Raw genomic sequence first — 24,159 nt, 5'->3', positions numbered from 1 at the left:
ACTATGTCAACCCTATGTCAGGGGTACACCGTACTTTTCTTGACATATTTTAAAATATTCTTCCAAGGTTATTTCATGAGGAGTGAATACATCATTTAAAACCCTCATATTCTGAATACAATCTAGCCTAAATACCCGAAATTCATTTCTCAATTGACAATACGCTATTAACAACCAGTTTTCATTGGTACTATATAACGCAAAAGGTTCTACCGTTCTCTTTGTAAAGTTGTTTTCAAGTGATAAATAATCTAACTCTAGTAAATGAAAATTTGTAATTGCTGACTGAATTTGAATTAAGTAATTACTTGATTGTTCTTTTTCTGTATTTGCTCTAAAAACAATTCTTTGGGAAAGTAAATCTACCTTACCTTTTTGCGAATATCTTAAGGCTGCTTTAATCTTAGTTATAGCTTCTCTGTAGTTTTCAACTAATGAAGTATCTTTGTTTTTCAAAATCAACTGCTCTGCTGTTATCAGTGCATTGGCTTCTTCTTCAGAAAACATGATTGGCGGCAACTGATACCCTTCCTGTAAAAAGTACCCTTTTCCTTCTTCAGTAACCACAGGAATTCCTGAACTTTCAAGCGTTCTAATATCTCTGTAAATTGTACGAACACTTACTTGAAACTTTTTTGCCAATTCAGTAGCCGTAACCAATCTTTTTGACTGCAGTAATGTTACAATTTGAGTTAACCTTGTTAACCTCGGTTTTTCCATTAGAAATTTACTTTTCTTTAGCTATAACTGCCTTAACAATTAAGTATTGAGAAACGATATACAGGATGATTATAGCAATATCAAACAACCTTTTAGGTGTATAAAAGTTATTTAATGCTATAAGGCTATCAGAAGCAATAAACAAAATAGCTCCTAATAATAACCATGAATTAGCTGCGTTTTTTTGCTGACGGTAATTTAGTAATGCAGCCGTACCAAAAATTGAAATAGCTACTCCATACACCAATACGGGTAACAACATATCTCCTAAGTTATTATAAATTAAACCTAAGAGTCCCATAAACAACAATACAAAAGGAATTGCTGATGTTAGTATTTTAACTACTGAATCTTTACACAAAAAGCTTGTCGTTATTTTAATATATACCATATGCGCTACTAAGAACGATGCTAAACCAAACACAAAAAAGTTTGTTTTATCTAATAGAAAAACATCTCCCCAAAATGAGAAAAACAAGGCCGATAACAACCAAAAACTAGGCTTACTTACCGATACTAAATACACCACTGCTAGTGTTGTCATTAGTAGGGGTTTAAAAATCATTTCGATTGTTTTGGTTTGTGTTATTACTGCATATACGTCAACAATAGCGACCAATAAAAATACGATGGATGCTATAGTTATTTTAGTTTGTTTGGTCATATTTTTAAAGTTAGATCTAATGTTTTTTTCACTATCAACAGTCTAAAACTAAGCAATCATATTTATAAAATCTTGTTCAGAGATAATTGGAATTCCTAAACTTTCAGCCTTGGTCAGTTTACTTGGCCCCATATTATCACCAGCTACAATATAAGTTGTTTTTTTAGAAATGGAACTCGATACTTTCCCACCATTATCTTCAATCGCTTTTTTAAGTTCGTTTCTACTCATTTGATAAAAAACTCCTGACACCACAAACACTTTTCCTACTAACTTATCTGTTTGACCTTCTAAGCTCTCTGCAGAAACTTCTAACTGAACTCCGTGCGATTTTAGTCGGTTTATTAAGTCTATATTTCCTAAATTGTTCGAAAAATCAATAATACTTTGTGCAATTCTATCACCAATTTCATCAACCGCAACAAGTGTTTCAAAATCAGCATTTAGTAATTTATCTATCGACTTAAAATATTTTGCTAATTTTTTAGCTACAGTTTCTCCTACAAAACGGATTCCTAGTGCAAACAATACTTTTTCAAACGGAATTTCTTTTGATTTTTCAATTCCTTTAATCATATTTTGTGCTGACTTTTTTGCCATTCGTTCTAAAGGAATTACTTGTTCTACTGTTAAATCGTACAAGTCAGCATAGTTCTTTATCAATCCTCCTTTACGTAATAAATCCACTGTTTCACCTCCTAAACCATCAATATCCATGGCTTTCCTACTGATGAAGTGCTTGATTCTTCCTGTAATTTGTGGTGCACATCCAAATTCATTCGGACAATAATGTTTTGCATCTCCCTCAGTTCTCACCAATTCGGTATGACATTCTGGACAATGAGTTGCATATTGAGTTGAAACAGAATCCGCTGGACGTTTAGTTAAATCAACAGCAATGATTTTCGGAATAATTTCTCCTCCTTTTTCTACGAAAACCGTATCTCCTATTCGTACATCCAATTTTGCTATTTGATCTGCGTTGTGTAATGAAGCTCTTTTTACAATCGTTCCTGCCAATTGTATAGGTTCTAAGTTTGCTACTGGCGTAATTGCTCCTGTACGTCCTACTTGATAGGTAATTTCATTTAATATTGTTGAAACTTGCTCTGCTTTAAACTTATAAGCAATAGCCCAACGTGGTGCTTTTGAAGTATACCCTAATTCATCTTGTTGTTGGTATGAGTTTACTTTTACTACAACCCCGTCAGTTTCATAAGGTAATGTATGGCGTTTTACATCCCATTCGTTTACAAAGTTTAGCACCTCTTCTATAGATTTTGCTAAAGCAATCGTATCTGGAATTTTAAATCCTACTTTCCTAGCAGCTTCCAAGCTTTCAAAATGTGATGCATATTTGCGCTCATTAGTGACTACTTGATACAGTAAACAATCTAATGGACGTTTCGCAACCTCAGCGCTATCTTGTAGTTTTAAACTTCCACTAGCTGTATTACGTGGATTTCTATACGGTTCTTCTTCATTCGCCACTCGCTCTTCATTCATTCTATGAAAACCCTCTAATGGTAAAATGATTTCTCCTCTCATTTCAAAATCGGTAACGAAATCACTATTAGGTAATAAAGGGATAGATTTTATGGTACGAATATTCGTAGTTACATTATCTCCTTGAAACCCATCACCACGAGTTACCGCTTGTACAAATTGACCATTTTCATAAGTAAGATTAATAGAAGCTCCATCGTATTTTAACTCGCAGGTATATTCGATATCTTCTGTTCCTAAAATTTTCTGAATACGCTTTTCCCAATCCAATAAATCTTCTTTAGAATAGGAGTTATCCAACGAATACATTCTATTTTTATGAGTAACAGTGTCAAAATTTTTGGTTACCTCTCCTCCTACTCGTTGTGTTGGTGAATTTGGATCGAAATATTCTGGGTTTTCGTCTTCTAGCTGCTGAAGTTCTTTTAACTTAATATCAAAATCATAATCGGATATAGTTGGTGTATCCAACACATAATAACTATGATTGTGTGTATGTAACTCTTCTCTTAATTGTTGTATCTTCTCCTGAACTGTCATCTAACTATTTTCTAACGGTACCTGTAAAGTGATTGATTTTTGAATTGATTGGATTTCCTGACGCTCTTCTAAATGAAGCTAGTTGACCTGCATGCCAAATAGCATCGGCAATAGGTCCGTTAATAGCATTCCATAATGGAAACTCTTTTTCTCCAAAAATTATTTTGAATTGTGACACATCATCACTTTCTCTCAAAATATCACTGGCTTGTTTTAAGTTTTCTAAGGTTGTTTTTCTTTTTTCAGCAAATGTCATTTCTGACTTTAGTTTTTTATGAGGAACCTTTAACGCTGCATTTTTAATTACTTCCGACAAACTTAACACATGATCTATTGTTTCTCCTGTGGTTTTTGCTTCTACACTTGGTTTGTATTCTAAATCTTTTTCTGTTAAGCCTTCCGTTGCCCAATAATAACGAAAACCTAATCCATCTATCATCCTACTAATTACAGAACCTGAAGTGAACTCTTTGGCTTCTTTAGGTATTTCGTAATATGGTAATTTAGATTGTGCGTTTGTTGTTATTGCTGCAAATAACAATAGTAGTGGTGTAAGTACTGCCTTCATTTAATCTTATTTTTTGACGCTAATTTAAGGAAAAGATTTATGAGTAGTATATGTAAATATAACGCCTATTAAAAATAAAAAAAACCGAGGCAATCCCTTACCTCGGTCGTTAAAAAATAAACTATTATGTGTATAGTTTATTTTTTTAACCACATAGTATAGATGGTTTCTTTATTTCTTGCTGAAACTAGCAACATTGTCTCGCTAATTTTTTCAATTTTTAAATTTTCTTCAAAACTTTCGTTATCAAACTCTAGCTCCTTAGCATCTGTAATTAGTTTCCATGTTCCGTTTTCTTCTTTATTACTCATCATTACATGATATCTTCCATCAGGACTTAATTCTAACCAATTTTTACCATCTGAAAACTCAAATTTTTCATTTCCAATTTTCATTGAATCTACAAACCATTTACCAGAAACTAGTGTTTTTAATTCTTGAGAATAACTTAGTGAAGTAGCACCAAGTATTAGAAATAGTAATACAATTACTTTTTTCATTGAGGGGAAATTTTTAAGGGGTTACTCTTCCTCAAATATACTAAAAAAGCCGAAGCAAATCAATGCTTCGGCCATTTTATCTGTTTTTAACCTATTTTAATAATAAGTATAACGACGTACTTTAGCAATATGTTTTGCTAAACGCATTACTTGATGTGAGTAACCGTACTCATTATCATACCATACGTAAATTACAATGGTATCTCCATCTGCAATTGTAGCCTTACTATCAAAAATAGACGGTGCTGTTGTTCCTACAATATCAGAAGACACTAATTCATTACTTAATGAGTATTGAATTTGCTCTACTAAATCTCCTTCTAACGCATATTGCTTCATGATAGCATTTACAGATTCAACTGTAGCTGGAGTTTTTAGCTGTAAGTTTAAGATAGCTAATGATCCGTTTGGTACTGGCACACGAATAGCACTTGAAGTTAACTTACCTGCTAATGCTGGTAATGCTTTTGCTACAGCTTTTCCTGCACCTGTTTCAGTAATTACCATGTTTAACGCAGCAGCTCTACCTCTACGGTATTTCTTGTGCATATTATCAACCAAGTTTTGGTCGTTTGTATATGCATGAATTGTTTCTAAGTGTCCTTTTTTAATTCCGAAATTATCTTCTAACACACTTAATACCGGTGTAATAGCATTAGTAGTACATGAAGCTGCCGAGAAAACATTGATATTATCAGGATTATTTTCTTCGTGGTTTACTCCGTGTACAATGTTAGGCACACCTGCTCCTGGAGCTGTTAATAACACTTTACTTGCTCCTTTTGCTTTTAAATGACGGTTTAATGCTTCTTCGTCTCTAAAAGCACCAGTGTTATCAATAATTAACGCATCGTTAATTCCGTATTGTGTATAGTCAATATCTTCAGGTTGTGCTGCAGAAATCATATATACAGTTGTACCATTAATGATTAATGCATTGTTATCAGCATCTACTTGAACTGTTCCTAAGAAATCTCCATGAACTGAATCTACACTTAATAAAGAAGCTCTTTTTTCTAGTACTGTTTGATCTATTTTACCACGAGTAACTACTGCTCTTAATCGTAATTGAGAACCTTTCCCCATCTTACTACTCAACTCACGAGCTAATAAACGTCCAATACGTCCAAAACCGTATAATACTACATCTTTTGGTTGAATGTTTTCTGCTTCAGTTGCATCTTTTAGTTGCTCTTTTACAAAAGCTACCTTATCTGCTGATGCATCGTCTTGTAAATGATATTCGTACGCTAATTTACCAATATCTAATTTTGATGGTGGTAAATCAATCGATTGAATTGCTTTAGCTATTTCTAAAGCATCTTCTATTGTTATTGGCTTCGCTACAAACTCTTTAGCGTAATCGATTAAGTTTAAAACCTCACTAGCTCTTTTATCTACTAATGGATTTCTAAACAATACTAACTCGATAGATTTATCGTACCATAAATCGTTAACGATATTAATAAACTCAACCGTAGCTCTTCGAACTTGCGCTTGATTTACTACTTCTTTTTCGTAATTTGTTATTGTTGACATAGTTGTGTGTTAACTAAAATTAAAAAATTTGTGCAAAAATAGGTATTTCTTCTTTATTTTTTATTGGTTTTATAAAAGAAAAAGCCTTGTTAAAACGATTTTAACAAGGCTTTTTCTTTAAAGTATATTATTTATTCTTCTATAAACTTTTTAATACTAGGTATTAATACCTAAACCTTTCAATTTGACCAGATGGACTAATCATTTCTAATAAAAGCCTTTTACCACTACCATACGAACGATCTAACATACTAACAGCTTCTTTTGCATTACTTACTTTCTTTCCGTTAATTTTAGTCAAAATATATCCTTTCCTTACCTCAAACTGTTTGAATGCCACATTCTGAGTACTCTTTATCTTTGCTCCTCCATCTAATTTAAACTTTTTTCTATCTTCTTTTGTAAGGTCTTCAAACTCGGTTTGTAAAACTCTACTTACAGGTAACTTTATAAGCTTAGTTAGCTTAACCACTTTAGTTAATTCTTCTCCATCTCTATCAATTGTTACATTTACATATTCTCCAGGTCTTTTTGCTGTTAACTGTCCTTTTAAATCTGAGAACTTAGAAATCTTCACATTGTTTACATTCGTAATAACATCTCCTTCTTTTAACCCAGCTTTTTTAGCGCCTCCTTCTTCTAAAACTTCTCCTATTCTTACTCCTTCAATGTCTTTTGTTTCTGGATCTATACTAATTCCTAAAACAGCTTCTTGTACTGCTCCAAACTCTAACAAATCATCTACTACTTTTTTAGCTATGTTTGACGGTACTGCAAACGAATACCCAATAAAAGAACCTGTTCTTGATGAAATAGCTGTGTTTATCCCAATCAATTCACCTCGCGTGTTTACCAAGGCTCCACCACTATTTCCTGGGTTTACAGCTGCGTCTGTCTGGATAAATGAGTCAATATTAGTATTTCCATCTAAGTCACGTCCTTTTGCACTTACAATACCTGCAGTAACCGTAGATGTTAGGTTATACGGGTTCCCTACTGCTAACACCCATTCTCCTACTTTTATATTATCAGAGTTTCCAAAAGGTAAATTTGGTAATTCAAAGTCAGCCTCTACTTTTAACAATGCGATATCATTTGCTTTATCTGCCCCAATTAAAGTCGCTTTTAATTTCTTTTGATTATTCAACGTAATTTCAATATCATTTGCACCGTCTATTACATGGTTATTTGTTACAATATATCCATCAGGAGAAATAATAACACCGCTACCTGTTCCCACTTGTTCAAATTTCCTCGTACCGCTACCTCTACCATAAAACAGCTCCGCTAACGGATTTTGCTGTGTTCTTATTGATGTGTTTTTTACGTGTACAACTGCGTGTACCGTTTTATCAGCCGCCTCTGTAAAGTCAGTTGGCGTTGACGCTGAGTTTATTACTGTTGGCGTATAGCTTGCTTTTACTGTTTGCAGTGTTGGTTCTACCGCTCTCTCTACAATCACTTGCGGTTCTTCTATCAATACTTTATATCCTGCAAGTGCTATTGCGCCTCCTAAAATCGCAATTCCTAAAGTTCCAATAATTTTCTTCATATGCTTACAAAATTTTATACTTCAAATATACTATTTTAACATTTCAAGTAAATATGTTTAACTTCTATTTAACTGATTTTAACCGCTATTTAACAATCTTCTTTCCTTGATAAAATATGTATCTTTGTCCATTAATATGGATTTAGAATTTCACAAATATCAAGGAACAGGCAACGATTTTATCATGATTGATAATCGTTCAAAAACCTTTCCAAAAAACAAAACTGACATAATTGCAAAATTATGTGATAGACACTTTGGTATTGGTGCTGATGGTCTTATCTTACTTGAAGAAGATGACACTACCGATTTTAAGATGGTATATTATAATTCTGATGGTAATGAAAGTACTATGTGTGGTAATGGCGGACGTTGTATTGTAGCGTTTGCTCATAAACTCGGGATTTTCCAAACCGAAACTACTTTTATTGCTATTGACGGACTGCATCATGCCTCTATTCTTAACAATCGTGTTTCTTTACAAATGATTGATGTTGACAAGGTGAATATTTTTGACAAGCATGTTTTTACCGATACAGGGTCACCACATCATGTTCAATTGGTAAATAACCTTGCTGGTTATGATGTATTTTCAAATGGAAAAAAAATCAGAAATGAAATTTATGGTACCGAAGGTAGCAACGTTAATTTTGTAGAACAAATCACAAATAACACTTTTAAAGTACGTACCTACGAGCGTGGCGTAGAAAATGAGACTTTAGCCTGCGGAACGGGTGTTACTGCCGTTGCTATAGCCATGCATGCAACACAAAAAACAAACAGCTCTTCTATTATTTTACCTGTTGAAGGTGGAGAATTAGAAGTTTCTTTTAAAGAACAAAATGGAATCTATTCTGACGTCTTTTTAAAAGGACCAGCTACTTTTGTATTTAAAGGTAAAATAAATATTTAGTGCATACGTTAACTGGAACACATATCAAGTTAAGAGCCTTAGAACCTGAAGATTTAGAGTTTTTATTTCAAATTGAAAACAATGAATCTTTTTGGGAAGTGAGTCATACACAGACTCCTTTTTCTAAATTTTTACTGAAGCAATATTTAGAAAACGCTCACTTAGATATTTATGAAGCTAAACAATTACGTTTAATTATTGAAGAAAAATCTATAAATGAATCTATTGGTATGATAGATTTGTTCGATTTTAATCCGCAACATAAAAGAGCTGGTATCGGAATTTTAATCCACCCTGATTTTCAACAGAAAGGATTTGCTTCAGAAGCGCTTCAATTATTAATTAAATATTGTTTTACGCATTTGCATTTACATCAATTATATGCAAACATTACTGATGACAACATCAACAGTTTACACCTTTTTGAAAAACAAAACTTTAAACAAATTGGTGTTAAAAAAGATTGGATATTTCATAACGAAACATATAAAAACGAACTATTATTTCAACTAATAAATGAATAAGAAAATTATTTTAGGAGGTATTGCTGCTATTTTTTTAATTGGCGGAATTATTGGTTTTAACTACTATCAAAAAATATTTGGTAAAGCAGTTATTAAAAACGGTGCTATATATATAGGTTCTAATACTTCTTTTGTAGACGTAAAAAAACAACTTTCTGAGTTTGTTAAACATCCTGAAAATTTTGTATGGGTTGCTGAAAAGAAGAAATTCACAAAACCTAAAGGTGGAAAGTACCTATTAAAAAAAGGTATGAACATGAATGATGTTGTAAACCTTTTAAGAAGTGGAAATCAAACACCAATTACTTTATCTTTCAACAATCAAGACACCTTAGAAAAATTAGCAGGAAGGATTGCTGAACAAATCGAAGCAGATTCTATTACTCTTTTACAAGCTATGAAAGATCCTTCTTTTTTAGCAACTAATAATCTTACTGAAAAATCAGCTTTAGGAATATACATCCCAAATAGTTATGAACTTTACTGGAATACTTCCGCAGAAAAATTCCGTGACAAAATGTTACATGAGTACAATCGTTTTTGGACTTCTGCAAGATTAGAAAAGGCTAAAAAACTAAATCTTTCAAAAGAAGAAGTAATTACTCTAGCTTCTATCGTTCAAAAAGAAACAGCTAAAAAAGTAGAACGTCCTATTGTTGCAGGTTTATACTTGAATAGATTAAAAGATAATTGGCCTTTACAAGCTGACCCTACAGTTATATACGCTATTAAAGAAGTTAAAGGACAAGATTTTGTTGTAAAAAGAGTTTTAAACAAAGATTTAGTAATAAACTCTCCTTACAATACTTATAAAAACACTGGACTTCCTCCTACTCTAATTGCAATGCCAGATATTTCATCTATTGACGCTGTTTTAAATCATCAAAAACACAATTATTACTATATGTGTGCAAGTGTTGATAAGATTGGCTTTCATGAATTTGCTAACTCTTTAGCACAGCATAATCGAAATGCAGTGAAATATCAACAATGGATAAATCAACAAGGTATAAAGAGATAAATTAACAAAATTTTATTCTTATCAATTTCAACAAAACATTATCAAAAAGTTAATGTAAAATAGTTTTTTTTGGTTTTTACCTAAAAAAAATACAGGAAAACAACTTAATCATCAATAGTTAAAAAACTGTAAATTATTGATTCATAGTCTGTTATAAAAAATTACCGTATCTTTGCCTCGCTAAACAGAAAGTAATTAATTATCAGATATTTAGTATTAGTATTTTTAGGATTTGTATTCTTAACTAGTTTTACAGAGACTACAACTAAAAAAGAAAAAACTACCATAACCCCAACACCTATTCATAAGGTAGAGAAGGTTAACATTCCTTTTTTATTAAGGGATTTTGTAGGATTTAAAGAAGCCTTAGCTTTTAAAGAATCGCAAGGAAAATACAGAGTAGTTAACACACTTGGATATTTAGGAAAATACCAATTTGGTAAAGAAACCCTAAAGAGGTTCAGAATTTACAACACTACTCATTTTCTTAAAACACCAGAATTACAAGAGCGTACATTTGCAGCATACTGTAAATTAAACAAGTGGATTTTAAGAAAAGACATTAAAAGAAGTGTTGGTAAAACCATTAACGGAGTTAAAATAACCGAATCTGGTATTTTAGCAGCAGCGCACTTAAGTGGCGCCGGTAATGTAAAAAAGTTCTTACGTTCAAATGGATCTATCCGTTTTAACGATGCCTATGGAACCTCTATACAATCATACCTTAAAAAGTTTGCTGGTTATGATGTTTCCAACATCAAAGCCAACAAAAAACCAACGGTTTAACTGATAAGAAAATATTAAAAAGTAAAAGCATCGATTAAATCGATGCTTTTTTTATTTATGAATGATAAAAATTGCTGGTCGTTTATGTAAATCAGTCTTTATATGCTTCCATTCTTTTACCGTTAGTGTTTTAATATATTCTGTTGGAAGCGTAATATCACACGCCACGCAAACTCTTGTATCTGGTGATAAAGTAGCTCGCAAATCATCCAGCATTTTTTCATTTCTATAAGGAGTTTCAATAAAAAGTTGTGATTGATTTTTCTCTTTTGAAAGTTTTTCTAAATCTTTAATCGCTCTTTTTCTATCTGACTTATCAATAGGTAAATATCCATTAAACGCAAAACTTTGCCCATTCATACCAGAAGCCATAATTGCCAATAAGATAGATGAAGGTCCTACCAATGGAACCACCTGAATCCCTTTTTGATGCGCTAACTTCACAATACTTGCCCCTGGATCTGCTACTGCTGGCACGCCTGCTTCTGAAAGTAATCCTACAGATATTCCTTTCTCACAAGCATCTAAGTAATTCTTAGTTTCTAAATCATCAGAATACTTATCTAACAACATCAACTCCAATGACGGTTGTGATTTTGTTGGCGTAATTCTTTTAATAAATCTTCGAGCAGACTTTTCATTTTCAACAATAAAGCAGTTTAATTGTTCTACTACTTTTTTTACTGATAATGGCATTACCTCTAATGGTTCAGTATCACCTAACGTTGTAGGAATCAAGTATAATTTACCTTTCATTATTTCTGTTCTAATTTTGAAGCTATAATTTCACACGCTTCATCTAACATTTTATATACATTTTCAAAACCTTGATCTCCTCCATAATACGGATCTGGGACATTCCTGTTTTCATTAGGATACAATTCGTTCAGAATCATCTTTACTTTTTCATGTTCCTCTTCATTTTCAGACAAAGCTATAATATCACCATAATTACTCTGATCCATTGCAAAAATCATGTCAAACTTTTCAAAATCAGTTTTTATAAATTTTCTTGAACGCTGACCGGTAATATCTATCTCATACTTTTTAGCCACTTCAATAGAACGCTTATCAGGCAACTCACCTACATGGTAACCTGCGGTTCCCGCAGAATCAACTAAAAATTTTTTTGATGACAATTTTGATTGCAAAATACCCTCAGCAAGCGGAGATCGGCAAATATTACCTAAACAAACCATTAATATTTTTTTCATACTCATAAAAAAACCTCACTAGGTGAGGTTCATTATTTATAAAGTTAACTTTTTCGTTAAGTCTTCTACATACTTTTTAAACTGCTTATCAGTTTCAGTCAAGTTATCTACAGTTTTGCACGCATGCAATACAGTAGCGTGATCTCTTTTACCTATTTGACTTCCAATACTTGCTAACGACGACTTTGTCATACGTTTTGCAAAATACATAGCCAACTGACGTGCTTGTACAATATGTCGTTTACGTGTTTTTGATTGTAACGTTGCTACATCCATATCAAAGTATTTTGATACAACTTTTTGAATGTAATCAATAGACAGTTCTTTTTTCGTGTTCTTTACAAATTTATCTACAATCTGTTTTGCTAACTCAATTGTAAACTCTTTTCTATTAAAAGAAGCCTGAGCTATCATTGAAATTATCACCCCTTCTAACTCACGAACATTTGATTTGATATTTTTAGCGATATACTCTACAATTTCTTCTGGCATCTCAACACCATCTCTATACAATTTGTTTTGTAAGATAGAAATTCTTGTTTCATAATCAGGAGCTTGTAATTCAGCGGACAACCCCCATTTAAAACGAGATAATAAGCGTTGTTCAATATCTTGCATATCAACAGGTGCTTTATCTGAAGTTAAAATAACCTGTTTTCCATTTTGATGCAAGTGGTTAAAAATATGGAAGAAAACATCTTGCGTACCTGATTTTCCTGATAAAAACTGTACATCATCAATAATCAACACATCAATCATTTGATAGAAATGAATAAAGTCATTTCTTGTATTCGATTTTACCGAATCTATAAATTGTTGTGTAAATTTTTCAGAAGAAATATATAACACAGTCTTATCTGGATATTTATCCTTTATCTCAACACCAATAGCATGAGCCAAGTGTGTTTTTCCTAACCCAACCCCACCATATACTAACAATGGGTTAAATGAAGTTCCTCCTGGTTTGTTTGCAACAGCCATACCTGCAGAACGTGCCAATCGATTAGAATCACCTTCAACAAAATTCACAAAGTTGTAATTTGGATTTAATTGAGACTCTATCTTTACCTTTTGTAGCCCAGGAATAACAAATGGATTTTTTAGTTCTCGTTTTGACTCTAACGGAACTGTTACCTTTTGTGGTTTTAAAGGGTTACGGTTTGAACTAGGTATTTTTACTGTTTGCGGACTATTACTGCTGTACGTATTTTCCATACGTACATCGTAAATTAATTTTGCATCACTTCCTAACTGACGAACCAAAGCTACTCTTAACAGTTTTATGTAATGCTCTTCTAGCCACTCATAAAAAAACTTACTAGGAACCTGAACCGTCAATGCTTCCCCTGCCAATTTAATTGGCTTTATAGGCTCAAACCAAGTTTTATATGCCTGCGGCTTAATGTTGTCTTTTATAAAAGACAAACATTCCATCCAAACTGAATCGGCTGTTTTAGTCATATGCGGTAAAAATCAAATTTTTAGTTGTTAATTTTTATTCAGATTTAGGGGACACCAAACACCAATGTCTGGGCGAACAAAAGTGTGAATAAATTTCAGTATAAAAAAATCAAATCACTATTGACTTTTATTTTTTTTTTGCGTATTGTTAGTCAAATTAAAATAAATTAATCTTTTGCAAAAACATTACACATCTATACGTGTTCGGTATGCTGAAACTGATCAAATGGGAGTAGTTTATCACGGAAACTACGCACAATTTTTTGAGATTGGTCGTACCGAATGGTTACGTTCTCTGGGCGTTACTTACAAATATATGGAAAAAACAGGAATCATGTTGCCTGTTATTTCTTTATCTTGTAACTTTAAAAAATCAGCATTATACGATGATGAATTAACCATTACAACCATTTTAAAAAAAACACCTTCAGTAAAAATTGAATTCGACTATGAAATTACCAATCAGAATAACGAACTTATTTCAACTGGAAACACCGTGTTAGCATTTATTAACAATAAGACAAAAAAACCGATGCGTTGTCCTGATTATATTTTAGATAAATTAGCTATCTTAAAATAGTTAATCAAACAAGTAAAAACATATGAAAATATATACTAAAACAGGTGATAAAGGTACCACTGCCCTATTTGGAGGCACTCGAGTTCCAAAACACCATTTAAGAATAGAAAGCTATGGAACCGTTGACGAACTCAACTCTTACATTGGGTTAATTAGAGATCAAAATATTAACGACATTTTAAAAAAGAAATTAACAAAAATCCAAAGCGATTTATTCACATTAGGAGCAATGTTAGCTACACCACCAGAAAAAGAAACTTTAAAAAGTGGCAAAGAACGCTTAAACATTCCTAAAATTAATAAAGAGTCAATTCAGTTTTTAGAAGACGATATTGACCTTATGAATAAGGACCTACCCCAAATGACACACTTTGTATTACCAGGCGGCCATCAAACCGTGTCATTTTGTCACATAGCACGCTGCGTATGCCGTAGATCGGAACGATTAGCTGTGGCTTTAAATGAAGAAGAAACAATTAGTGAAACTGTTTTAAAGTATTTAAACCGACTTTCTGACTACCTTTTTGTGTTGGCACGAAAGTTGACTCAAGACTTACAAGCTGAGGAAATTAAATGGATTCCTGAAAAGTTTTAACTAAGTTCTTTAATTATTGATTTCACATTTTTTAAAAAAAACTTGACTTTCTACAAAAAAAAATTATTTTTGCGGAAATCTTATTAAACAGATAAAGAAATGTATTGGACACTTGAATTAGCATCTTATTTAGCAGATGCACCCTGGCCTGCAACTAAAGACGAATTAATTGATTATGCTATTCGTACTGGAGCACCGTTAGAAGTGGTAGAAAACTTACAAGATATCGAAGATGAAGGTGAGGCGTACGATTCTATTATTGAAATCTGGCCAGATTACCCAACAGAAGAAGATTATCTTTGGAATGAAGATGAATACTAATAAAATACAATCTTAAAAGTCTCTGTTACAGAGGCTTTTTTTTTGCTTACTTTTAAGCACCCTATAAAACAACTATAAAACGCTAATTAAAAACAACTTAATTAGCTATAAAACAATATTTTACAAATGAGCGTTTTAAATTCGATTATAAAACTATTTGTTGGAGACAAACAACAAAAAGACCTAAAATCACTACAGCCGATCGTTGAAAAGGTACGATCTTTTGAAAATTCATTAAGCAGTTTATCAAATGATGAATTACGGGCAAAAACAATCGAATTTAAATCGAAAATTAATGATGCTACGAAATCTTTTCTTGACAAAATAACTGAACTTGAGGAAGAAGCTAAAAGTGCAGACATCGATCGTCAAGAAGAAATTTATACAGAAATAGACAAATTGAAAGACGAAGCTTATCAAGCTTCTGAAGCTGTTTTACTAAACATTATGCCAGAAGCTTTTGCTACCGTAAAAGAAACAGCAAAACGCTTTACCAATAATGAAGAATTAGAAGTAACAGCAACTCCTTTTGATAGAGAATTATCAGCTACTAGAGAACACATTACCTTAGAAGGCGACAAGGCTTTTTGGGCTAATTCATGGGATGCTGCTGGTAAAGAAGTAATTTGGGACATGATTCATTACGATGTTCAGTTAATTGGTGGTTCTGTATTACATCAAGGTAAAATTGCCGAAATGATGACAGGAGAAGGTAAAACGTTAGTTTCTACACTACCTGTATACCTAAACGCTTTAACAGGTAACGGAGTACATGTTGTTACTGTAAATGATTACTTAGCAAAACGTGACCGTGCGTGGATGGCTCCTATTTTTGAATTCCACGGATTAAGTACAGACTGTATTGATTTTCACCAACCAAACTCTGAAGCACGTAGAGAAGCTTATAATGCAGACATCACTTATGGAACCAATAACGAATTTGGATTCGATTACTTACGTGATAACATGGCAAACTCTAGGAAAGACTTAGTACAACGTGCGCCAAACTACGCTATTATTGATGAGGTGGATTCTGTTTTAATTGATGATGCTCGTACACCATTAATTATTTCTGGACCAGTACCACAAGGAGATACCCATGAATTTAATGAGTTAAAACCTTTGGTTGCTGATTTAGTTTCACTTCAAAATAAATATTTAGTAGGTGTTTTAGCAGAAGCAAAACGTTTAATTAAAGAAGGTGATACTAAAGAAGGTGGTTTCTTATTATTAAGAGTTTACAGAGGTCTTCCAAAAAACAAAGCCTTAATTAAGTTTTTATCACAAGAAGGAGTTAAACAAATTCTTCAAAAGACTGAAAACTTTTACATGCAAGACAACAACAAGCTAATGCCTGAAGTTGATGCAGAGTTATGGTTTACCATTGAAGAAAAAAATAATCAAATTGACTTAACTGATAAAGGTATTGCACACCTTTCTGATATCACAAAAAATGAAACGTTCTTCGTTTTACCAGATATTAGTGTAAAAGTTGGTCAAATAGACAATAGTGACGCTACTCCTGAAGAAAAAGCAGATCAAAAAGAAGAATTATATCGTGAGTTTAGTATAAAAAGCGAACGTATCCACACAATGAATCAACTTTTAAAAGCGTATTCAGTTTTTGAAAAAGATGTGGAATATGTTGTGATGGATAATAAAGTAATGATTGTAGATGAGCAAACAGGTCGTATTATGGATGGTCGTCGTTACTCTGACGGATTACACCAAGCCATTGAAGCGAAAGAGAATGTAAAAATTGAAGACGCTACGCAAACATTTGCTACTGTTACTTTACAAAACTACTTTAGAATGTATCGCAAGTTATCTGGTATGACGGGTACAGCGATTACAGAAGCAGGTGAATTCTGGGAAATTTACAAATTAGACGTTGTTGAAATACCAACCAACAGACCTATTCAAAGAGACGACAAACAAGATTTAGTTTATAAAACTACGCGTGAAAAATACAACGCGGTAATTGAAGACATTGTAAAATTAGTCGGAGAAGGAAGACCAGTATTAGTGGGTACTACTTCGGTTGAAATTTCTGAATTGTTAGGAAGAATGTTACAAATTCGTAAAATTCCTCACAATATCTTAAATGCAAAATTACACAAAAGAGAAGCTGATGTAGTTGCTGAAGCAGGTAAACCTGGTGTTGTTACTATTGCAACAAACATGGCTGGTCGTGGTACCGATATTAAATTATCTGACGAAGTAAAAGCAGCAGGTGGTTTAGCTATTATTGGTACAGAACGTCATGATTCTCGTCGTGTAGACCGTCAGTTACGTGGTCGTGCAGGACGTCAAGGAGATGTAGGTTCTTCTCAATTCTACGTAGCTTTAGACGATAACTTAATGCGTTTATTTGGTTCAGATAGAATTGCAAAAATGATGGATAGAATGGGATTAAAAGAGGGTGAAGTAATTCAACATTCTATGATTTCAAAATCTATTGAAAGAGCGCAAAAGAAAGTTGAAGAAAACAACTTTGGTATTCGTAAGCGTTTATTAGAGTATGATGATATTATGAACGCACAACGTGAGTTTGTATACAAACGTCGTCGTCATGCCTTAGACGGAAAACGTTTACAAATTGACATTGCAAATATGATTTATGATACTTGTGATTCAATTGTAAGACAAAACAAAGAAGCTAAAGATTTCCAAAACTTTGAGTTCGAATTAATCCGTTTCTCTGCAATGACTTCTCCTTTTTCTGAAGAAGAATTCAATAAAACATCAGAGCAAGATTTAATTGACAAGCTATACAAAATAGTAACAGAACACTACAAAAACGACGCAGAAAGAAATGCTGAAAACGCGTTCCCAGTAATTAAAAATGTTTTTGAAAACGAAGGTGATCGTTACGAACGTATTGTGGTTCCTTTTACTGATGGTACTAAAAACTTACAAGTAGTTACCAACTTAAAAGAAGCTTACGAAAGTGAAGGAAAATCATTAATAAACGACTTTGAAAAAAACATCACCTTAGCAATTATTGATGAAAACTGGAAGGATCACTTACGTAAAATGGACGAGTTAAAGCAAACTGTTCAAAATGCTACGTACGAACAAAAAGATCCTTTATTAGTTTATAAGTTTGAAGCTTTCGAGTTATTCCAAGAAACGATTGATAAAGTAAACAAAGAAGTTTTATCTTTCTTATTTAAAGGAAAGCTACCAAGTCAAGAAGCTTCACAAGTGTCAGAAGCTCGTGAAGAACAACGTGAGCAATTAGATTTACGTAAAGACGAAGTTCAAAACTCTACTCAACAAGCTATTAGCAATGCTCGTAACCAACAAACACAAGAACAACAAGTAGTAGAAACTGTTGTGCGTGAGCAGCCAAAAATTGGTCGTAACGAAAAAGTTACTATCAAAAATGTAATGTCTGGTGAAGAGAAAGAAGTTAAGTACAAACAAGCTATTCCATTATTAGAAAAAGGAGAATGGGTACTTTATAACAAGTAATTTCAAAACAATTTATATATAAAAAGCTCGGTAAAACCGAGCTTTTTACTTTTTCATAACCTTTACAACACTTTTTAGTAAAGATTTTATTACTAACACTTTATAATTACTTCACTTTTTAAAAACATTCGAAAAGTAACTTTGATAAACATCGAAGTACACTTAGAATGAAAAAACACAAAAGACGTAAATTAGATATTGCTGTAATATCAGATGTACACTTAGGCACTTTCGGTTGTAGAGCTACTGAGCTCAACAATTATCTAAAAACCATCAATCCTAAGATTTTAATTTTAAATGGTGATATTATTGACATTTGGCAATTTAACAAACGATATTTTCCTAAGCCTCACATGAAAGTCATCAAACAACTGATGAATTTTATTACCTCTGGAACAAAAGTGTATTACATCACAGGAAATCATGATGAAATATTACGAAGATTTAAAGGGTTTCGTTTAGGAAGCTTTGAAATCGTAAACAAAGTGGTGTTAGATATTGATGGTAAAAAAGGATGGTTTTTTCACGGAGATGTTTTTGACGTAACCATGCAACATTCCAAATGGCTTGCTAAGTTAGGCGGCATGGGATATGATTTTTTAATCCTAATTAATACCGTTGTAAACTGGATAAGTCATAAAATGGGTTATGGCAGATTATCTTTCTCTAAAAAAATTAAAAATAGTGTAAAAAGCGCTATTAAATTTATTAACAATTTTGAAACCACTGCTACCGATATTGCTATTGATGAAGGGTACGATTATGTAGTGTGCGGACATATTCATCAACCAGAAATAAGAACTATCAAAACTGAAAAAGGAAGTACTACTTACTTAAATTCTGGCGATTGGATTGAGAATTTAACTGCATTAGAATATAAAAACAACAATTGGTCTTTATACGAATATGAAAAAGATGAGATCGCTAAAAATATTCATTTAGACTACCCTATAAAAGATTTAGAACTAATTAGTTCTGAACACAATAATAGCGAACTTTTTTCAGAACTACTTAAAGAGTTTAACATTAAAACCCAATAATCATGAAGCCGTAATGGGCATTATGTTAGGAAATGGTCAGTACCTACTAAATAGGTAATTTTCTGAAAACAATCAATTATAAAAAAGTTAAAAAGATGAAAATATTATATGCCTTTCAAGGAACAGGAAACGGACATGCTAGTAGAGCCTTAGAAATTATTCCACATTTACAGAGGCGTGGTGATGTTGATATATTGGTTAGTGGCTCACAATACGAAATAGAGCTCCCTTTCGACATAAAATATCAATTACATGGATTGGGATTCGTTTTTGGTAAAAAGGGAGGAATTGATCTAATTAACACCTTAAAAGACTTAAACCTAAAGAAAGTTTACAAAGAAATTAAAACACTTCCCGTAAAAGAGTACGATTTAGTTATCAACGATTTTGAGCCTATCTCAGCTTGGGCATGTTTATTTAGAAATGTCTCTATTATTTCTTTGAGTAATCAAAATGCTTTGTTAAACGAGAAAAACTCTGCTTTTAAAAGGTTTAGGTTAGAACGTTTGATTATTAAATACTATGCCCCTGCAAAAAACAAATTCGGTTTTCATTTTAAAACTCATTCATCTTCAACTTTCTTACCCATAATTCGTAAAGAAATTCGTTATAGAAACATTACAAACAAAGGACACTATACTGTATATCTACCCTCTTATAGTGATGAAAAAATAATCAAAGTACTTTCAAGCATAAAAGACATAAAATGGCAAGTCTTTTCTAAAAAAACAAAAGAACATCAATTCTTCCATAATATTACTATCCTACCAATTAACGACGATGTTTTTATCCGTAGCATGGCTTCAGCTAAAGGAGTAGTTTGTGGTGCTGGTTTTGCAACACCTACTGAAGCCTTGTATTTACGTAAAAAATTATTAGTTATTCCTATGAAAAATCAATATGAACAGCAGTGCAATGCTGTCACATTAAAAGAAATGGGAGTTACAGTCGTAAAAAAACTAAGCAAAAAACAACTTCCTAAAATTGAAAAGTGGATTAACACTAACAAAATTATTAAAGTTCATTATCCTGATGTTACTGAAGATATGTTAGATGCAATTATTTTACCATATTACAACAAAACCATACTTCCTAAAATTACCATTGAATAGTTGTTGCACCTATACTTTGTAAAAAATCGTTGGTTTTAGAAAAATGTTTGTTATCAAACCAATACCCACGATTGGCGCTCAATGGTGATGGATGCCCTGAGGTTAAAATGTGATGCTTATTTTTATCAATCAGTTTTGCTTTTTTCTTTGCAAAACCACCCCAAAGTAAAAATACTACATCTTTTTTTTCTTCAGATATTTTCTGAATCACAGCATCGGTGAACTGCTCCCATCCTTGTTTTTGGTGGCTTCCTGCCTCCCCTGCTCTAACCGTTAAAGTAGCATTTAACAATAACACCCCTTGTTTTGCCCAACGCGATAAATCACCACTTTTAGGATATGGAATGTTTACATCTTTTTCTATTTCTTTAAAAATATTGATCAGCGATGGTGGATGCGCAATACCATCATGTACCGAGAAGCACAGTCCGTTCGCCTGCCCTACCCCATGATATGGATCTTGACCTAAAATCACCACCTTTAAATCGTCTAATGAGCAAAAATCAAACGCTGCGAAAATATCTGAACCTTTTGGAAAACATGTATGTTTTGTGTATTCATTTTTAACAAAATTGGTAAGACTCTCAAAATATGGTTTCTCAAATTCTGGTTGTAAAATATTTTTCCAACTATCATTAATTTTTACTTGCATTGTTTGTTATTTTTGTGGTTCTCAAAAAATATGTCAGTTCGAGTGATTTTCTGACAAAGGAAGAAAAATGTATCGAGAACTCTTTACATCTCGATACAAATTTGTTTGTTCCTCACAAATTAACTCGATGTGACAATTAAGAACAAAAATAGAAATTTGATAGTGAGTATTACAGAAAAAACACTTCAAGATTTAGAATTTACAACGGTTTTAGAACAAGTTGCAACGCATTGTATTTCTAGTTTAGGAAAAGAGAAAACAATGCTAGTTCAACCTATTTCAAACAAAAAAAAATTGTTTTTTGAACTGAATATGGTTAATGAATATTTGGCTTCATTTGAAAATGAAAACAGAATTCCGAATCATTATTTTGAAGATGTTTCTGAAGAAATTAAACGACTTGCTATTGAAAATAGTTTTTTAGAAACAGATGGTTTCTTAAAAGTTGCTTCAGTTTCAGAAACTGTAAATGAACAAAAGAAGTTTTTAAAAAAATTTCAAACCTACTACCCTACACTGTTTGCTCTGAGTGATGAAGTTGAGTTTACTACCGTTATTGTAGATAGTATTAAGAAAGTTATTACTCCATTCGGTGAAGTTGCCGACAATGCTTCTCCTACCTTAAAACAAATACGAAAGGAAATTGGCTCAGTAAGAGGCAAAATTTCTGAAAGTTTTTCACGTGCCTTAAGTAAAAATATAGCTAGCGGATATTTAGATGATATTAAAGAAACTGTTGTTGACAACCAGCGTGTATTAGCGGTTTTGGCTATGCACCGACGTAAAATAAAAGGGAGTCTATTAGGTTCATCAAAATCAGGAAATATTGTTTATATCGCTCCACAAGCAACACTTTCGTATAGTAGAGAATTACAAAATTTGTTATATGAAGAAAAACAAGAAGTAGTACGCATATTAAGAACTTTAGCCGGTGAAATTAGGCCTTTTACACCACTATTAACTGAATACGTTTCATTTTTAGCGCATTTAGATATGGTTGGTGCGAAAGCAAAATATGCTAAGACGATTAACGGATTACTCCCAAAAATTACCAAAGAGAAAAAGGTGTTTTTCAAAAATGCTTTCCACCCTATTTTATGGCAAAAAAATAAAGCTAAGAACATTGAAACGATACCGCAAACTATTCAATTAAGTGAACAACAACAAATTATTGTTATTTCAGGTCCCAATGCAGGAGGAAAAAGCATCACTTTAAAAACTATTGGCTTACTACAAGCTATGCTACAAAGCGGTTTGTTAATCCCGGTACATGAACGTAGCGAAACCACACTTTTCAGCACCATTTTAACAGATATTGGAGACAACCAATCTATTGAAAACCAATTAAGCACGTACAGTTACCGTCTAAAAAACATGCGCTTTTTTCTTAGAAAATGTAACGAAAACACCTTGTTTTTAATTGATGAATTTGGTACAGGGTCTGACCCTGAATTAGGTGGAGCTTTAGCTGAAATTTTCTTAGAAGAATTTTATGAGAAAAAAGCCTTCGGTATTATTACTACGCACTATGCTAATTTAAAAGTATTGGCAGATGAATTAGATAATGTTGCTAATGCTAACATGCAATTCGATGAACGAACTTTAGAACCATTGTATAAATTATATGTTGGACAAGCAGGAAGTTCTTTCACCTTTGAGGTAGCACAGAAAAATGGAATTCCGTACAGTTTAATCAACCGTGCTAAAAAACGTGTAGAAACAGAAAAGATTCGTTTAGATAAAACGATTTCTAAACTTCAAAAAGAGCGAAATCGTTTGCAAAAAACTTCTGAAAGTTTAAACAAACAAAAATCAAAAGGACAAGAACATATTGAAAACCTACAGGAAAAAGAGCTTAAAATACGTGAAAAACTAGAAGGTTTTCAAGAATTATATGATAACAATCAACGTATGCTTTCGTTAGGTAGAAAGATTAATGAGTTATTGAACAAATACTTTCAAACCAACAATAAAAAAGAATTGTCAACTAACTTTTTTAAATGGGTAACCGCTGAAAAAACAAAACATTTAAAAAAGAATCCGCCACAAAAGAAAACTAAAATAGAAAAAAAACAAGAAAAAGCAGCAACACAGAAGCAGCAAGAAGCTATTAAAAAGGTAGAAAAAGAAGTGCTACAAAAAGTTGTGAAGGTTCGGGAAGAAAAAGAAAAAGAAGCCGAAAAAATTGCCAAAGAAAAAGCTGCTTATATTTTTAAAATAGGAGATCGTGTTCGTTTAGTTGATGGAAATGCCGTAGGTACTATTGATAAAGTAGAAAAGAAAAAAGCGTTTATTAATTACGGGATGTTCACCACTGAAGCTAAAATTGAACAGTTAGAATTGGTTGAACGTGCAAAAAAGTAGCCTTTTAGTTGTAAATACAGTTACGAAAGGCTTCACGAGATATCCTAATTAACTCAAAAATTCTAACATCTATACCTTCCTAAAAAGTTTGTAACTTTAAAACTGTGACTAACGATCATAAGAATTCATTCTATTTAGTGACAAAAAAACAAAAAATGAGAAAATAATCACAAAGAACTATCCCAATAGCTTTAGAGAAACTGAACTTTTGGAATATTTAAAGGTTATAGGAATAGAAAAATTGGTAATAAGTGGAATGATGACACATATGTGCATAGATGCGACAATAAGAGCTGCAAAAGATTTCGGATTTGAATGTATTGTAATAAGTGATGCCTGTGCTACAAAAGACCTTGAAATCAATACCGAAATGGTTAAAGCAAAAGAAGTTCAAAAAGCATTTTTAGGAGCTTTAAATTATTATTATTCGACGGTTTTAACTACTGAACAGTTTCTAAACGAGTAAAAAACTATATAATTTAGAATAGCTGTAAGTAATTATTCCTTCTT

General features: G+C 32.5%; 23 protein-coding genes. 12 read left to right on the top strand and 11 right to left on the bottom strand.

What is annotated here, in order from left to right:
- Positions 1-12: 12 nt before the first annotated feature.
- The 7 genes from MK851_RS10335 to MK851_RS10305 all read right to left on the bottom strand — a co-directional run bounded on the left by MK851_RS10335 (position 13) and on the right by MK851_RS10305 (position 7,589).
- Positions 13-720 carry a YafY family protein gene (locus MK851_RS10335; RefSeq protein WP_320243693.1) on the bottom strand — a complete coding sequence of 236 codons (708 nt, stop codon included), beginning with the start codon at positions 718-720 and terminating at the stop codon, positions 13-15.
- 7 nt (positions 721-727) lie between these two features.
- Positions 728-1,384 carry a lysoplasmalogenase gene (locus tag MK851_RS10330; RefSeq protein ID WP_320243691.1) on the bottom strand — a complete coding sequence of 219 codons (657 nt, stop codon included), beginning with the start codon at positions 1,382-1,384 and terminating at the stop codon, positions 728-730.
- A gap of 48 nt (positions 1,385-1,432) precedes the next feature.
- Positions 1,433-3,430, bottom strand: coding sequence for an NAD-dependent DNA ligase LigA (gene ligA / locus MK851_RS10325; protein ID WP_320243689.1), 1,998 nt, complete (start codon positions 3,428-3,430; stop codon positions 1,433-1,435).
- Between the two features lie 4 nt (positions 3,431-3,434).
- On the bottom strand, positions 3,435-3,998 hold the full coding sequence (locus MK851_RS10320; RefSeq protein ID WP_303508807.1) for a hypothetical protein: 564 nt from the start codon (positions 3,996-3,998) through the stop codon (positions 3,435-3,437).
- 137 nt (positions 3,999-4,135) lie between these two features.
- On the bottom strand, positions 4,136-4,498 hold the full coding sequence (locus tag MK851_RS10315) for a hypothetical protein (RefSeq protein WP_303508805.1): 363 nt from the start codon (positions 4,496-4,498) through the stop codon (positions 4,136-4,138).
- 96 nt (positions 4,499-4,594) lie between these two features.
- Positions 4,595-6,037: a glyceraldehyde-3-phosphate dehydrogenase gene (locus MK851_RS10310; protein WP_320243687.1), complete on the bottom strand. Its 1,443-nt coding sequence runs from the start codon at positions 6,035-6,037 to the stop codon at positions 4,595-4,597.
- A 163-nt stretch (positions 6,038-6,200) separates the two neighbouring features.
- Positions 6,201-7,589: a trypsin-like peptidase domain-containing protein gene (locus tag MK851_RS10305; protein WP_320243685.1), complete on the bottom strand. Its 1,389-nt coding sequence runs from the start codon at positions 7,587-7,589 to the stop codon at positions 6,201-6,203.
- A 136-nt stretch (positions 7,590-7,725) separates the two neighbouring features.
- Here MK851_RS10305 and dapF point away from each other — a divergent pair, with 136 nt between their 5' ends.
- From dapF to MK851_RS10285, 4 genes are all read left to right on the top strand, one after another.
- The gene (dapF, locus tag MK851_RS10300; protein WP_303508797.1) at positions 7,726-8,502 is read left to right on the top strand and encodes a diaminopimelate epimerase; all 777 of its coding nucleotides are present in this window, start codon (positions 7,726-7,728) and stop codon (positions 8,500-8,502) included.
- Entirely contained in the window at positions 8,502-9,026 is a 525-nt protein-coding gene (locus MK851_RS10295; RefSeq protein WP_303508796.1) for a GNAT family N-acetyltransferase, read from the top strand. The genes dapF and MK851_RS10295 overlap by 1 nt, the downstream gene beginning before the upstream one ends.
- On the top strand, positions 9,019-10,047 hold the full coding sequence (gene mltG, locus MK851_RS10290) for an endolytic transglycosylase MltG (RefSeq protein WP_320243682.1): 1,029 nt from the start codon (positions 9,019-9,021) through the stop codon (positions 10,045-10,047). Before MK851_RS10295 ends, mltG begins: the two co-directional genes overlap by 8 nt.
- Before the next feature lie 201 nt (positions 10,048-10,248).
- The gene (locus tag MK851_RS10285; RefSeq protein ID WP_408034054.1) at positions 10,249-10,833 is read left to right on the top strand and encodes a peptidoglycan-binding protein LysM; all 585 of its coding nucleotides are present in this window, start codon (positions 10,249-10,251) and stop codon (positions 10,831-10,833) included.
- Between the two features lie 51 nt (positions 10,834-10,884).
- Here the strand turns inward: MK851_RS10285 and MK851_RS10280 are convergent, their stop codons facing one another.
- Genes MK851_RS10280 through dnaA form a run of 3 tightly spaced genes read right to left on the bottom strand, consistent with a single transcriptional unit; the run spans position 10,885 to position 13,508 of the window.
- Complete coding sequence (locus MK851_RS10280) at positions 10,885-11,589, bottom strand: SAM-dependent methyltransferase (RefSeq protein WP_303508791.1); 705 nt, start codon at positions 11,587-11,589, stop codon at positions 10,885-10,887.
- Positions 11,589-12,047: a low molecular weight protein-tyrosine-phosphatase gene (locus MK851_RS10275; RefSeq protein ID WP_303508789.1), complete on the bottom strand. Its 459-nt coding sequence runs from the start codon at positions 12,045-12,047 to the stop codon at positions 11,589-11,591. The genes MK851_RS10280 and MK851_RS10275 overlap by 1 nt, the downstream gene beginning before the upstream one ends.
- A 36-nt stretch (positions 12,048-12,083) precedes the next feature.
- Positions 12,084-13,508 (bottom strand): chromosomal replication initiator protein DnaA, encoded by a 1,425-nt coding sequence (dnaA, locus tag MK851_RS10270; protein ID WP_115901174.1) that lies wholly within the window; start codon positions 13,506-13,508, stop codon positions 12,084-12,086.
- 175 nt (positions 13,509-13,683) lie between these two features.
- Between dnaA and MK851_RS10265 the strand changes: the two genes are divergently transcribed.
- The 6 genes from MK851_RS10265 (at position 13,684) to MK851_RS10240 (ending at position 20,633) form a co-directional block, all read left to right on the top strand.
- On the top strand, positions 13,684-14,088 hold the full coding sequence (locus tag MK851_RS10265; RefSeq protein ID WP_303508784.1) for an acyl-CoA thioesterase: 405 nt from the start codon (positions 13,684-13,686) through the stop codon (positions 14,086-14,088).
- Positions 14,089-14,110: 22 nt separating this feature from the next.
- Positions 14,111-14,683, top strand: coding sequence for a cob(I)yrinic acid a,c-diamide adenosyltransferase (locus MK851_RS10260; protein WP_320243678.1), 573 nt, complete (start codon positions 14,111-14,113; stop codon positions 14,681-14,683).
- Between the two features lie 99 nt (positions 14,684-14,782).
- Positions 14,783-15,004, top strand: coding sequence for a DUF2795 domain-containing protein (locus tag MK851_RS10255; protein WP_047789198.1), 222 nt, complete (start codon positions 14,783-14,785; stop codon positions 15,002-15,004).
- 126 nt (positions 15,005-15,130) lie between these two features.
- The gene (secA, locus tag MK851_RS10250; protein ID WP_320243669.1) at positions 15,131-18,481 is read left to right on the top strand and encodes a preprotein translocase subunit SecA; all 3,351 of its coding nucleotides are present in this window, start codon (positions 15,131-15,133) and stop codon (positions 18,479-18,481) included.
- Positions 18,482-18,648: 167 nt separating this feature from the next.
- Positions 18,649-19,521: a UDP-2,3-diacylglucosamine diphosphatase gene (locus tag MK851_RS10245; RefSeq protein WP_320243667.1), complete on the top strand. Its 873-nt coding sequence runs from the start codon at positions 18,649-18,651 to the stop codon at positions 19,519-19,521.
- A 95-nt stretch (positions 19,522-19,616) separates the two neighbouring features.
- A complete protein-coding gene (locus tag MK851_RS10240) occupies positions 19,617-20,633 on the top strand; it encodes a glycosyltransferase family protein (protein ID WP_320243665.1) in 1,017 nt (338 codons plus the stop codon).
- On the opposite strand, the gene MK851_RS10235 is transcribed toward MK851_RS10240, so the two are convergent.
- A complete protein-coding gene (locus MK851_RS10235; RefSeq protein WP_320243663.1) occupies positions 20,620-21,285 on the bottom strand; it encodes a uracil-DNA glycosylase in 666 nt (221 codons plus the stop codon). The genes MK851_RS10240 and MK851_RS10235 overlap by 14 nt on opposite strands.
- A 159-nt stretch (positions 21,286-21,444) precedes the next feature.
- On the opposite strand from MK851_RS10235, the gene MK851_RS10230 reads away from it, so the two are divergent.
- Positions 21,445-23,649, top strand: coding sequence for an endonuclease MutS2 (locus MK851_RS10230; RefSeq protein WP_320243792.1), 2,205 nt, complete (start codon positions 21,445-21,447; stop codon positions 23,647-23,649).
- A 127-nt stretch (positions 23,650-23,776) separates the two neighbouring features.
- Positions 23,777-24,115, top strand: a complete 339-nt coding sequence (locus MK851_RS10225; protein ID WP_320243789.1) for an isochorismatase family protein — start codon at positions 23,777-23,779, stop codon at positions 24,113-24,115.
- The last annotated feature ends 44 nt before the right edge of the window (positions 24,116-24,159 follow it).

The sequence above is a fragment of the Tenacibaculum sp. 1B UA genome, from assembly GCF_033978845.1.
Lineage (GTDB): Bacteria > Bacteroidota > Bacteroidia > Flavobacteriales > Flavobacteriaceae > Polaribacter.
This window is presented reverse-complemented; position numbering and strand designations above follow the sequence as displayed.